The following is a 14332-nucleotide window of genomic DNA, read 5'->3' as shown; positions in this document are numbered from 1 at the left end:
ATAACCGCGATCACGGCATTATGGTACCGCTGCGCCCACTATTGTTCCGCTCAATTTGTCGCTCTATGCTGCGCGGTAACCGGGGAGCGCCCTGCCGCTGTTGCTGACCGGTACCGGCCCGGTTAAGGTTATAAGTAAAGGTGAGCATAAAGTAACGGCGCAATACATTTACCCGGGTGTCCTGTATTTTACCATCGGTTACGGTACGTGAAATACTTTGGTTCTGATTCAACAGATCATTTACCGAGAATTTCAATTCACCATTCTTCTTTTTAAACAGTTGATACGCCAGGCTGCTATTCCACAAGGGAATACTTTGGTTAAAGCCATCGGCACGGCCCGTATTGATGTAGTAATCAAAATCGGTCGACAGTACCAGGTTCTTCAGGAAGGTGTAGCTGATATCGGCTGAATAGGTTTGGGTAAAGTATTCATTATTTTGATTCGACAACAAAGAATAGGTAGCCTTATTATAGGCAACACTGGCATTTAATCCCATGATCAGTGCATCTTTAATATTGAGGTTAATGCCGGCTGTTTGTGTAATAGTAAAGGTGTTGGTAATGTTTTGCTTTTGAAACAGGATATTCACATCGCGGTTATACGCAATAGAGTTGTTGAAATTCAGGCTGCTTCCTTTCAGTCTGCCCTGCAAAGGCAAACCGAATGTTATAAATGAAGAGGTGCTGTATGATCCGTTGAGGTTAACCGGAACGATATATTGTGAGGCTGATGGGAAAGTATCATAACCGGGGTATTTCTGCCTTATTTCAGGCCGCAGTGAGTCTATGCTGTTGGCAATTTTATTATGGGTATTGGTCAGGTTAATATTCACCGACAAAAATTTGAAGGTCACCGCATCAAACGTATTGTAATTGAGGTTTACGTTATGGGTAAACTCCTGTCTCAACGATGGATTACCGTTGGTTACTGATAAAATATTCGTTGCATCCGGAACTTCCTGTAATTGGTTTACAGATGGTTGATTGGTTCGGCCGCGGTAAAACAACCGCAAGGTCTTTGAGCGGCTGAACTGGTAGGTAAAATTGGCCGTAGGGAAAAGGTTGGTATATGATTGTTTTATCGTGGTATCGCCATACTGCGCGCGGTCGTTATAATTATTCAGGTCAGAATGCTCAACGGCTGCTCCTATCTGCCAGTTGTACATTTTATTCTGTACCCGGAAGTTGGCGCCCGCGCGATGCGCAATGAAATCGTTCTCAAAATAATTCGTCTGCGCCTTGTTCACGATATCATATTTAAGCGAACCGGTATTGAAATCAAAAGCATCGCGGTCGCTGGTGCTGTGCCGGTTGGTATACGCATAGTTAAGTTCTAAAAGCTTATTGGCGCCAATGGGTTCAGTATACGAAGTACTGATAACATTGTTCATTGACCTTGTTTTTTGAGACGACCTGAAATTCTGATTGATCGTCCCTGTTAAATTGCCCATAGCATCATAGGAGCGGAACGGCGATTCTGTGGTGCCATTTCCGTCACTATTATTTATGCTGTTGTTCAGGCCAATGGTTAATGTACGGCCGAGTTTATGAAACTTGCGGCGGTACAATAAGTTATTGTTCAGATTAATACCGTCGCGTATATTGGTATTGATGTTAGTGCCTTCATTGGCGAGAAAATCCACGGCGTTGACAGAGCGGGTAAACAAAGTATCGAAGCTATATGATTCAGAGTGTTGCAATACCAGGTTGGGCGTATACAACAGGGAGTTCATGGAGTCGATATAATATTCAAACCGCAGGTTGAACCGGTGATTCTGGTTTTTAGAGGTTGAAAACATATCTTCATTCTGAAAAATAACGGAGTCGGCTTTGATCGTTTGTTCAGTTAGGCTTTGCTGTTCCTTACGATTTTCACTGGTTGAAAAGAAATAGCTGCCGCTCACATCTACTTTACTGCCCCATTTGTCAATATAGTTAATACCGGCATTGGTAGCTTTGGTTATACCGTTATTGCCGCCGCCAGCACCACCGAAGCCCCCTCCGCCGCCAAAACCGCCGCCGCCAGTAAATCCACGGCCACCGCCGCCTCCCCGGCCGCCACCGCCAAAACCGCCACCTCCGCCACCGAAGCCGCCTCCGCGTGAACCAAAACCACCCATGTTGCCAACTATGTCGTTAAAAGAAAAAGAAGATCTGTTCAGGTTGTTTGAACCTGCCAGCACCGATATGCGGCGATCATTATCAAAACGGTTAAACATAGCGCTCGCCTGGTAACGTTCATTATCACCTGCACCAGCTACGAAGCGGCCGAAATAGCCTTTGCGTTTATCTTTCTTTAATTTGATGTTTATCGTTTTTGAACGGCTGCCGTCGTCGATCCGGGTGAATTTGGCCTGATCGCTCATATCATCGAATACCTGCACCGATTCGATCATATCGGAAGTGATGTTCTTGGTAGCCATTTTAGGATCGGTGCCAAAGAACTCCTTACCATCGACATACACTTTTTGCACATCTTCCCCCTGCGCTTTTACATTCCCGTCTTTATCTACCTGCACGCCCGGCAACTTTTTCAACAGGTCTTCAGCCGTTGAATTGGGTTTTGTTTTAAAGGCATCGGCCCTGAATTCAACCGTATCTTTCTTTACTGTTATCGGCGGCGCCTCCACGATCACCTCCTGCAGCATATTGTCTTTCTTGGACATGTAAACAGTGCCCAGCTGTATATTGGACGAATCGGCGCTAATATTGAACTTTATATATTTCGGTGTATAACCCTGATAGCTGATCATCAAACGATAACTACCGGCAGGAATGTTTTTTATTCTGAATTCGCCCCTGGCATCGGCGAGGGTATACGATACCACGGTGGTATCGGTAGCATGAAGTACGGTAACGGTGGCATCTACAAGATTGTCAACAAAAAGACTGTCGTATAACTTTCCCTGGATACTACCCGAGACATTTTGGGCGTAACCAACAGACACAAATACAAACGCTAACAAGAACAGGGTAAAAAACTTTTTCATGTATGGGTTTAATATTACAATATAACTTTTAGACGCCACCCTGCCGGCAAACTTGTGTAAACAAAGCGTGTGGTAAAAAGTTTCATCGTCAGGATAAGTTAACCTGCTTATTCCAAAAAAATATGCCACGATCAGCACATTTCAGTTGCTAATCGTGGCACTTTATTATTTACCGCAAAAACAGCATTTGGAATTACTCAATGAAAACCAGCCGCTTACTAACTAAACAGGTATTCCACATCCTCACGGGTAAGCGACTTAACAAATCCTTCATCATCAGTGATCAGGTCCTTGGCTAACAATCGTTTTTTATCCTGGAGCTGCAATATCTTGTCTTCAATGGTGTCTTTACAGATCATGCGATACGCAAAGATATTCTTCGTTTGTCCAATACGATGCGTACGGTCAATAGCCTGCTGCTCCACGGCCGGGTTCCACCAGGGATCAACGATGTACACATAGTCAGCAGCTGTAAGGTTCAAACCCACACCACCGGCTTTGAGCGAGATCAGGAATACACGGCAGTTGTCGTCGTTCTGAAAACGTTGAATAGCCCGTTCGCGGTCAATGGCCGAAGTACTTCCATCGAAATATTCAAAATCAACCTCCAGCTCTTTCAACTTTTCCTTGATGAGGGCCAGCATACCCAGGAACTGGGAGAACACCAGCGCTTTGTGGTTACTGATATTCTCAGTGATCTCACGGCCCAGCTCTTCCAGCTTTATGGAGTGATTGGGGAATTTTTCTGCTTCATTCAAAATGGCTGGTGAATCACAGATCTGCCGCAGTTTCATCAAACCCTGCAAAATGGTTAACTGTGACCGTTGAATGCCCTGCTGTTCGATGGTACCCATGATCTTATCGCGGAAATCATTGCGATAAGCATCGTATATCGCCTGCTGCTCCGGTTCCATTTCGCAGAAGAGGATGGTCTCAATTTTATCGGGCAGGTCTTTGGCCACCTGCTCTTTGGTACGGCGTAATATGAATGGATATAATAGTTTACGCAAATGGTCTTTACGGTCGGCCTCGCCAAACTTATCGATAGGAATGGCAAATTCCTGCCGGAAGAATTCAACACTGCCCAGCATGCCCGGATTGAGGAAGTTCATTTGGGCAAAAATGTCAAATGTATTGTTCTGCAGCGGGGTACCACTTAAACAGATCCTGTTCTTCGATTGCAATAAACAGGCAGCTTTGGTAACCTTGCTGGATGGGTTTTTGATCGCCTGCGATTCATCAAGCACCACATAATCGAATGGAATTTCGACCAGCAGTTTTATATCGCTGCGTAAGGTTCCATAAGTGGTAATAATGATCTCCGCATTCATGAACTGTTCCTTGCCACGCGTTCTTTCACCACCGTGATGGATATAATAGGTAAGCGTAGGCGTAAATTTCTTGATCTCATTTTCCCAGTTGAACATCAATGTGGTTGGACAAACAACCAGCGCCCGCAGCTTACCCTGACTGGTCCTGTAATAATTCAGATAAGATAAAGCCTGTACGGTTTTACCCAAACCCATGTCATCGGCCAGGATACCACCCCAGCCAATTTCACTGAGGTAATGCAACCAGTGATATCCATGTTCCTGGTAGGGACGCAGCACATTCTGCAGATGTTCAGGCAGGGGTATCTCTTTTATCTTGTTAAAGCTTTTCAGCTGTTCGTATTTCTCTTCAAGCCTTAATACCAGCTCTTCTTCACTGCGATTATCATACAGCTCGTCAATGACGCTCATGTGGTATTTCGACAGGCGCAACTGGTTCTGTTTGCCTTCGCCCACCCTGAACAGCAGTGAATATTTTTTGATCCATTCTTCCGGTAAAATACCCAGCGTTCCATCGTTCAGTTGTACGAACTGCTGCCGGTTGGCCAGCGCTTTCTTTACATCGGCAATGGTCACTTTCTGGTCGCCAAATACAATATCAACCCGCGCATCGAACCAGTCGGTATTGCTGCTGATATGGATCTTTGTTTGAGGACGCGCTGTATTAAAGCGGAAGTTCTTCAACGCATCAAATCCAAACACCGGGATCTTCATTTCCTTCATGGCGTCAACGAACAAAAAGAACCAGTTATTCTTCAGTACATCACTTCCTTTCAGCGCCAGCTGTTGGCCGCCCTCGGGTCTTATAAACCCTGAATGCAGGTTCTCCAGCTTTTTAATGAACTGTAATTCTTTTTCTTTATTCCGGTGAACGATCACAACTCTTTCCGTGTCGGGAATCACCAGCTCATCTTTGCCGCCAGGTTTGGTCTCAAATCCTTTATACGAGAACAGCGGTTGAAATACGAGATAATCACCTTTTTCCTGCAACACCACCCGTTTTTCCGGATCACCGTCCTTTACTTCGCTTACCAGCGATCCATCAAACTCCACATGGTAATCTTTGGTAAGTGGCAATACCATTTTACGCAATTGCTCAGGCCAGTCGGCTTTGGAATATACCAGCTTTCCTTTGCCGTGGAATTGTGTTACGAGGCCAACATCTTCAGGTTTATCCCACAGGAACAGGTTATCGTTATAGAAGAAAAGTAAACTGCTGTTGATGCTGTTTTCGCTGATGTTCACATGTTGTCCGTTCAGCTTTACCCAGCATTCAATTTCATAACTGTTCTTGCCGGCAATTACTTTGAAATAAGGCGTAATATAGTCGGTTACAATACCGGCGGTATGCAGGTTTTCTGTTTTAAAAACCTTTTTACCATTCAGGTAGTAAACAAACGGGTTCGAAGCAACATCTGCAAACAGTTTCTTCAATTTGGGATGCAGGTATTCCACCATCAGGGCCTTGGTCTCTTCAGGCAGGTCATCTTCTTCATGGTGAATGATGTTCTCCCATATTCCACTGAAGGGTGAATTGCGGTTAAGGTACTTGGTTACTTCCACATCCTGCATCTTGCGCAGCTGGGGCACCATTTGCCGGTCGTTTTCTGAATAAACGTCCAGGTTAATAAACTTGGACAGGTCGAGCTTTTCTACCTTGCCTGTGAACTGGGTGGCTTCCTCATTTACTTCACCGCTGATAGCATCAATGGAAAAACCGGGATAACTTTCGTAGTTGAAATTAAATACCACTCCCAACCGTTGGGTGAATTGGGTTGTTTTTTCCGGTTCTTCTACCGCTACGGTCTCAGTAACAGCAGGTACTTCGGCCACTACCGGTTTTGGTTTGGAGCGGGCAGCATCCTGTGGTGAAATGCGTTTAATGGAAGGATCCAGTACCCGCAAAAATGGTTTGCCGTCTTTATAGGTAAATTCAAACTTGCCGTCGAGGTTATCGCTTAGTGAATAACCATAGGCTTCCAGTAATTTATTCTTCTCTTTATCCCAGTTGCGAATGCTGTCGAAATAGTAAGGCCCGTAAGCGTTGAGCAATTGCAGAAATACGATCACCTTGGGCAAACACAGCGGATGCAGGCGATCTTCATAATTACAACTGGTGTCAAAATTTCTTTCTTCATTCTTGCGGATCACTACCTTCCAGGGAGTACCGTCTATGTTGACAGTAGCTTTCACTACTTCATCCTGGGCATATTCGATATCTGCACGTTGCGTGCGCAGGTATTTTTCAGCTTCGGTATATGTTTCGGGTGAACAGAGCAACCGCAGGGTCTTCAGGTCGATGAATTTCATCTTCAGTACGGTATGCTTCTGGTCATAATCCACTTTTTCGGTCTTCAGCATATTCTTATCCAGCATCTCCTGGAGTTGAATAAGCGCGGCCGCTTCGTGACGGCAAATATCGCCAAGGTTATACGGACATGCACAACGCACGGAGAGCGTACGTGCATCCTTAAACTTCTGTATGTTTACTTTATAATAAGTAGTATAACTATCATCCTTAACCCTGAACGTCACAGAATCAAGAAGTTCATCATAGTCCACCAGTTCTACATACCCGATGGCGTGTATCTTCTTTCCCCTACGGATCACTTCATCAGTTCCATTGGTGTACACATACTTAATAAGATGAGGTAGTGCCATGCTAATTTTTAAATTTCCAAATCCCTTGTAATAGCTGGCAGTTTCAATTTCCAGTTGGCAGTTTGCCATTTGCAATAAACCCTAAAATTGTAAATCCTGCTAATTCGCAAGCTGCTAAAAAATTCAACAGTTAACTGCCAACCGCCAACTGCCAATTGTTATCAAAAGGGCAATCTGCAAAAGTAAAGGAAAAAAGGTGAGCTTATAAAGAAAAAAACGATCTTAAACAAAATTAATCTCGTGACTTTGTGCACCGTTATTTCAGAAACATCCGGTTAACAGGCATTTATAAACAGATTATAAATTAATTTGTTCAGTTCTTCCTGCACAAGAGCTCCATTACTTGTCTTAGATCAACGCCTAAATAATTCAATAACCTGCAACAGACCTTGAAAAATGTGTTAAAATAGTATTATTTTCCTGAGGGGGCCCGGCTTTAACCAAAAACAGCTTTCGCTTTTCGCCGATTTTTCTGTTTTACAAATGGCTGTAATTTTTGATAAACAATTATTGGTACAGGCTTTGTCTAAGTATAACTTTGTTTGCACCTAAGCCTGAAAAATAAGTACAATGAACCTGTTCATGCGTTTATTGATCATTCTATTGTTCGCCTCCCTGTCTTCGGTAGGCCAGAAATTGAAAAAAGCCGATAAAGTTATGATTGCCAACCTGCAGGCGCACATCGCGTACCTGTCGGATGATAAACTGGAAGGCAGAAGGGCCGGCACTAACGGAGAAAAGCTGGCAAGCGAATACATCAGCAATGAATTTAAAAAGGCCGGTCTTGAACCAAAAGGTGAAAAGGGCTGGCTGCAGCCATTTGAGATCTATGATGGCAAACAGATCAACGCTTCTACCCTGTTGTTCATAAATGACCAGGAGCTCAAATTAACCGAGGAATATTTTCCTTTTGTGTTTTGTCCTGATGCCAGCCTTACAGCTGCTGCATCGCCTGCCGTAAAAGAGCAGGGCGTTCCCTGGTTCAATGACCTGAAAGATATTATAGAAGAGAATAAAGATAACCCGCATTTTGACCTCACCGCGGCTATAAAAACCATTGCCGGGAAAGCGCATGAGAAAGGTGCTACTGCTTTATTCGTATATAATAGCTCCGGAATTGCCGACAACCTTCAATTCGACGCCAAAGACAATTCCCGCCCGCTGGTGATACCGGTTATTTATTTAACCCAGAAGGCCAGCAAACAATATTTAACCGATGAGTCGGCCACGCTCGACATCCGTTTAAAGACAGTGATCAGCGATAAAAAAAGAACAGGCAACAATGTGATCGGTATCATTAATAACGGCGCTCCTACCACGATCATTTTCGGCGCGCATTATGACCACCTGGGTTTTGGTGAAGATGGCAATAGTATGCTGCGCACCGGGGAAAGGCAGATCCACAATGGCGCCGATGATAATGCCAGCGGAACAGCCGCCCTTATTGAACTGGCCAGGCTGCTGAAACTGTCGAAGAACAGGAATAACAATTATGTATTTATCGCCTTCTCTGGTGAAGAGCTGGGCCTTTTTGGCTCTAAATATTTTACAGAACACCCTACCATCAATCTGCAAACGGTGAACTACATGGTGAACATGGATATGGTAGGCCGCCTGAACGATACCAGTAAAACCATTACCATTGGCGGTTATGGCACTTCCCCCGCCTGGCCCGCCGTGTTCAGTGCGTTAAGCAAGCAGAAGTATTTTACGGCTAAATACGATTCCAGTGGTGTTGGGCCCAGCGATCACACGTCTTTTTATTTAAAGAATATTCCGGTGCTTTTCTTTTTTACCGGCCTGCACAGTGATTACCATAAGCCTACCGATGACGCCGATAAGATCAACTACACCGGCGAGCTTTTCGTCATAAAATACATTGAAAGCCTGGTAGCCCTTACCAATACCAAAGGCAAACTGGCCTTTCAGAAAACGCGCGAACCGGCTATGAGTACCGCCGCCCGTTTTAATGTTACCCTGGGTATTATGCCCGATTATACGTTTGCCGGCAGCGGTGTACGGGTAGATGGTGTTAGCGATGGACGGCCTGCGCAAAAAGCAGGTATTCAAACCGGGGATATAATTGTACAATTAGGTACCTACGACACTCATAACCTCGAAACCTACATGCAGGCTTTATCTAAGTTCCATAAGGGCGATAAAACCACCGTGAAGTATAAAAGAGGCGAAGAAATGAAAGAAGGCCCTGTTGAATTCTAAGTTTTATACCTTTATGGCAATATAATGGCATGAAACTTAAGCTCGACCTGGATGATCTGGCCAATGATTTTTTCGACAATACCCGTTTAGCCGGAATTGTGGCGCCGCTCAAAAGCTACCAGTTTTGCTGGCACCTGAACCATTTACTGCATTTTGATTTTCGCATTAACAACGATATAGAGATCCAGCTGCAGAAAAAAAAGCGACACTATTATTTCTCAGTTTTTGAATACCGCGAACCCTTAGGCAGCCTGGTACACTATTTATATAACAACCAGTACGACGGTGAATACCTGTTGCCCGAATTCAGGCATCTTGATTTTTTATGGCTGATGAAAGGCGATACCGTACCTGATGCATTCTTCCAACAGATATTAGCTTCCGTTAAAACCATTTCCGGCGTTCAGCTGGTGATGGAGCTAACGAATGAGAAGATCAAAAATAAAGGCCATTTGATATTTTAACACAGTCATTGAAAATAGGTAACTGTAGCCGGTTACCAGATACCGGTTACCGCGGAATGCAGTTAAAGGTTTCTCCGATTTAAGATTTACGAACTTTCGAAATCAGCAAATGCCGGAGTTAAATACAGTTGTTAGCCTCGATAGTAAGGCCCGGTAACTGGAAACCGGTACCCCTGGAACTTGTAACCCCGCTGTGCGGGGCAAGCTCTGAAACCTGTAACCAAACAAATAAACTTTCATCTATGTGGCAGGAACAAGATAATAAGCTCTACCGGAAGTTTGAATTTAAAAACTTTTCCGAAGCATTTGCCTTTATGACGCGGGTTGCGCTGGAGGCAGAAAAAATGGATCACCATCCATTATGGACCAACGTATGGAACCAGGTAGAAGTATGGTTAAGCACCCACAGCGCCGGCGATGTGGTTACCGATAAAGACCGGCAGCTGGCTAAAAAGATCGATGCCCTTGTTTGATCAAAATGCAATGCTGTTAACTGCAATAAAAAAGCCATCCGTTTTAGCGAGATGGCTTTTTATTATGTTTTGCGGCAGATGGTGTTCAGCCGTTCATGCTTGCTAAAAATTCATAATTGTCTTTCGTACCGCGCATCCGTTTCAGCAATTCGTTCATTGCTTCTTCGGTATTCATATCGGTAAGATACACACGCAATAGGTTCATGCGTTGCAATACATCACGTTCAAGTAACAGGTCGTCACGGCGGGTAGAAGATGCTACCAGGTCAATGGCAGGGAATACGCGCTTGTTGGCCAGGCGGCGATCCAGCTGCAATTCCATGTTACCGGTACCTTTGAACTCTTCAAAGATCACCTCATCCATTTTCGAACCGGTATCTATCAAAGCGGTAGCTAATATGGTGAGGGAGCCGCCATTCTCAATTTTACGGGCGGCGCCAAAGAATTGTTTAGGCTTTTGCATCGCGTTGGCTTCCACACCACCCGATAATACTTTACCAGAAGCAGGCGCAACAGTGTTATGGGCGCGTGCAAGGCGGGTAATAGAGTCTAACAGGATTACTACGTCATGTCCGCACTCTACCAGGCGTTTGGCTTTCTGCAGGGCGATGGTAGACACTTTTACGTGTTTTTCAGCCGGTTCATCGAAGGTAGATGCAATTACTTCAGCACGTACGCTGCGTTCCATATCAGTAACCTCCTCAGGACGCTCATCAACCAGCACGACCATCAGATAACACTCAGGGTGATTGGCGGCAATGGCGTTGGCCACTTCTTTCAGCAATACGGTTTTACCGGTCTTGGGCTGGGCTACGATCAACCCGCGTTGTCCCTTACCAATGGGCGTAAATAAGTCCATGATACGGGTGCTGTATTGATTCGATTGCGTGAACAGGTTCAGCTTCTCGTATGGGAACAGTGGCGTGAGGTAATCGAAAGGAACACGGTCACGCACTTCTTCCGGTTGTTTACCGTTGATGGTTTCTACTTTCAACAACGCGAAGTATTTTTCTCCTTCTTTTGGCGGACGAACAGCACCAAAGATGGTGTCGCCGGTTTTCAGGCCAAACAATTTTATCTGTGAAGGAGAAACATAAATATCGTCGGGAGAAGAAAGGTAGTTGTAATCTGAAGAGCGGAGGAAGCCATATCCGTCGGGCATCATTTCTAAAACCCCTTCGGCCATAATAACGCCGTCAAACTCAATATTAAAGGCAGATTCGCGACGGTGGGGATATGATTTTTGTTGCTGTTCTACGGAAGGTTGTGGTTCTGAGATCCGCTCGTGGTCCTGGGCAATCAGGGTGTTGGTTTCTTCGTCGTCGTCTTCTTCATCGCGTGACGTTATTACCGGAATATCATCTTCATCGCTGTCGTCATTCATTACCGGTAAGATGGGGGCCACTTCTTCCTCTTCTTCTGGTTCTGGTTTCTTGCGGCCTTTCTTGGGAGGAGCAGATTTTTCAATCACTTTCTTTTTGGGTGCTTCCTTCTTCATTTCTTTACGCGCTGGTTTCTCATCACCACTGACCACATCGGCTTCTTCTGTTGCGTTTGCAGTAGTTGTTTTTACTACTCTTTTACGTTTACCTTTATCTTCAGCTGTACCATTCTTTACTGCACTAGCCATCACAGCCTGCTTATCGAGGATTTTATATACTAGTTCCTGCTTATCTAATTTTTTTGCGTTGGGTATTTTTAACTGTTCAGCAATATCTAACAGTTCTGGAACGAGCATGTCGTTCAATTGCAAAATGTCATACATAAAATAACTTGTGAGTTAACACCTAATCAGACGAGCAAACTTTGTTCGTTGAAAATTCGTTTGAAATAAAATTGAAATGAGTTTATATGCGTGGAATGAGATTAACTGATGAGCTTTGTGAGTATCGGGTATGACTTATCAGCCCTATTCCAAACACAATAATACGCCAAATTTACAAAAAGCAAAAATTTTTGGGTTTGATCCCGCTTTTATGTCACTTTTTTAACCCCGATTGCATATATTCAGGGCTTATGGGCTACTTTTTTTGCCGGTTCAAGTCCTCTTTCTTTCTTTTCTCTTCGCTGCGGCACCTTTTAAATGATATGATCTACAACCAGGCTTATGGGAGAATATGCAAATTCGATTCCAGCCTATTTTGATTTGCAGCACAAATATTATAAAAAATTATTTACATAATGATCAACCGGTTGCCTTTGGGGCATAATTTTTATTAAACCTGGCACCCATCGTTGCATACATGCATTAAGACCAGCGGCAGCGACCTTTAGGAATGTGTGTAATTAACCGGCAAAGATCACCATGATTTACTCCATGCGTAAGGGCTTACTCTTATAAACCAGGCCGGTTGCCAACAGCAGTGGCACTATGATCAACCTGTACTTTTACTCAATGAAAGGCGTTCAGCCAGGTAAGTCGTCAGCCTGCTACGATCGGTTAACAAACGGCTAACCATAAAGGTTAATTACAGGGGTATCCATCAACAGGTATATACAGCCGTACGCTATGGTACCAGTTCAGAGAACAAAAGAACGTCGAAGTGCTGAAAAAAGAGATCCCTGTGCAAATAACGCACAGGGATCTCAATTAGTTTATTAAAAGAAAGCTAAAATGCCCAAAAGAGGGTTACCAGCTCACCTGGTTATAACCAGCGTTCACCAGTATGCACTACCAATTTTCCTTCTTCATAAAAGGGCAGCACATTGGCAATATCAGGCGTAAGGCAATACCTGATGTCTTTCTCCAGCCCGAAATTGGTGAGGCGTTGATAATGGGTTGCATTTTTTTCTTTTATGAAACCGTACATGTCGCTTTTTGCGTTCAGGTACAAAGTTTCAGCAATGCCTGAACTGTCGCAATTGATGTTAAAATGATCTTTTACCTGATGAATAACGGCGCCGGCAAATAACATATCTTCCATGTTCACCCTGTCTTTCCAGGCAGCACAACCCAGCAATACCGGTTGCTGTTGTTGTATAAGATAATCGCACACAGCCGACAGGTTCGGGAAAGATCCGGTGATGATATGCCCTGCGCCCCGCTCCAATGCCATGTGCAACAGTTTAGTGCCATTGGTAGTGGTTAATACCAGGGTTTTACCGCTGATGAATTCTTTTGAATATTCAAAGGGAGAATTGCCGTATTCAAGGCCTTCTGCAATCTTGCCGTCCCGTTCACCGGCAGTGATCGCTTCGATCTTTTTTCCCAGCTCAATGCACTTGGCTACACTGTCGACCGGGATTATACATTTGGCGCCATTGTGCAGGGCCGTGGCAATGGTCGATGTGGCGCGGAACACATCAATGATCACTACTATTGTATTGTTGATATCGTATAAATCCAGTAAGGCAGGAGACGGAGATGTGTATAGAGTCGGTTTGCTGTTTGACATAGTTAAATTAAACCGCAAAAATACTTAAATCAATTGGCAATGGAGAATTGGCAATTGGCAAAATTTTCATTGGGATACAGCCTTTCATTTGTCTCATTCCTGGACCATTGATTGGCTGTTATGTTTCAAGACCTGCGGCCAGCTTATCCAATGTGTATACTGCTTAACGCTTTAGCTGCTATTGTTTATTTTCCAGGAGATGCTTCCACTTGTTGCTTTCCGCATATTCTTTAATCACCTGGTTCCGGTGTTCCAACAGTTTTTCGAGGTAACCCGAGAGATAAATCCCGCTGAAAAATCTGCCTAGTCCGCCATACGGCGCTTCATAGTTGAAAATATCAATCATCAGTGTGCCGTTCTCTATCGCTTTGAAATGATGTTCGTGCTTCATCTTTTTGAAATCGCCTTTTTTCATCTCGTCGGTAAATGAAAAAGGTCTTTCCATGGCGGTTATCTGCACCTGTAACACCCTTGTTTTCATCAGGTGTTTGGCTTTCCAGGTCACGGTCTCGTTCAGGTTTATCAATCCCATGATGGTACCGGCTACGGCCTGTTCACGGTGATTGGCCATTGATTTCTTATGCAATTCTATGCTACGGCTCAGATCAAAAACCCTTTCAATAGGTGCGGCTATAAAGGTTGTCAAATGGATAATAGGCATACAGACATGTACATATTTAAAAACGTCTTCTCCAAGCAGCAAGAAATAAGCCAAGAGTATAAATACAGGGTACAGGTTTCAGGTTACATGTTACAAGGCTCATATAAGATAACCCGACAATATTTCTGCAACCCG

The 14332-nt window shown here is 44.2% G+C and carries 8 protein-coding genes; 3 read left to right on the top strand and 5 right to left on the bottom strand.

Annotated features, from left to right (window positions below):
• Positions 1 to 10: 10 nt before the first annotated feature.
• Together JUB15_RS05505 and JUB15_RS05500 are read right to left on the bottom strand one after the other, a co-directional pair.
• Positions 11 to 2992 carry an outer membrane beta-barrel family protein gene (locus JUB15_RS05505; protein WP_207511330.1) on the bottom strand — a complete coding sequence of 994 codons (2982 nt, stop codon included), beginning with the start codon at positions 2990 to 2992 and terminating at the stop codon, positions 11 to 13.
• 218 nt (positions 2993 to 3210) lie between these two features.
• Positions 3211 to 6984: a DEAD/DEAH box helicase gene (locus JUB15_RS05500; RefSeq protein ID WP_207511329.1), complete on the bottom strand. Its 3774-nt coding sequence runs from the start codon at positions 6982 to 6984 to the stop codon at positions 3211 to 3213.
• A gap of 570 nt (positions 6985 to 7554) precedes the next feature.
• Here JUB15_RS05500 and JUB15_RS05495 point away from each other — a divergent pair.
• From JUB15_RS05495 to JUB15_RS05485, 3 genes are all read left to right on the top strand, one after another.
• Entirely contained in the window at positions 7555 to 9204 is a 1650-nt protein-coding gene (locus JUB15_RS05495; RefSeq protein ID WP_207511328.1) for a M20/M25/M40 family metallo-hydrolase, read from the top strand.
• A gap of 29 nt (positions 9205 to 9233) precedes the next feature.
• Positions 9234 to 9668 carry an IPExxxVDY family protein gene (locus JUB15_RS05490; RefSeq protein WP_207511327.1) on the top strand — a complete coding sequence of 145 codons (435 nt, stop codon included), beginning with the start codon at positions 9234 to 9236 and terminating at the stop codon, positions 9666 to 9668.
• 128 nt (positions 9669 to 9796) lie between these two features.
• Positions 9797 to 10141 carry a 4a-hydroxytetrahydrobiopterin dehydratase gene (locus JUB15_RS05485; protein WP_439650996.1) on the top strand — a complete coding sequence of 115 codons (345 nt, stop codon included), beginning with the start codon at positions 9797 to 9799 and terminating at the stop codon, positions 10139 to 10141.
• Positions 10142 to 10226: 85 nt separating this feature from the next.
• Here the strand turns inward: JUB15_RS05485 and rho are convergent, their stop codons facing one another.
• The 3 genes from rho to JUB15_RS05470 all read right to left on the bottom strand — a co-directional run bounded on the left by rho (position 10227) and on the right by JUB15_RS05470 (position 14197).
• Positions 10227 to 11906, bottom strand: a complete 1680-nt coding sequence (rho, locus tag JUB15_RS05480) for a transcription termination factor Rho (RefSeq protein ID WP_207511325.1) — start codon at positions 11904 to 11906, stop codon at positions 10227 to 10229.
• 880 nt (positions 11907 to 12786) lie between these two features.
• Positions 12787 to 13536: a 2-phosphosulfolactate phosphatase gene (locus JUB15_RS05475; RefSeq protein ID WP_207511324.1), complete on the bottom strand. Its 750-nt coding sequence runs from the start codon at positions 13534 to 13536 to the stop codon at positions 12787 to 12789.
• Between the two features lie 178 nt (positions 13537 to 13714).
• Entirely contained in the window at positions 13715 to 14197 is a 483-nt protein-coding gene (locus tag JUB15_RS05470) for an SRPBCC family protein (protein WP_207511323.1), read from the bottom strand.
• Positions 14198 to 14332 lie beyond the last annotated feature (135 nt).

The organism is Longitalea luteola (genome assembly GCF_017356035.1).
Taxonomy (GTDB): domain Bacteria; phylum Bacteroidota; class Bacteroidia; order Chitinophagales; family Chitinophagaceae; genus Niastella; species Niastella luteola.
Note: the sequence above shows the minus strand (reverse complement) of the source record. Positions and strands in the feature narration are given on the sequence as shown.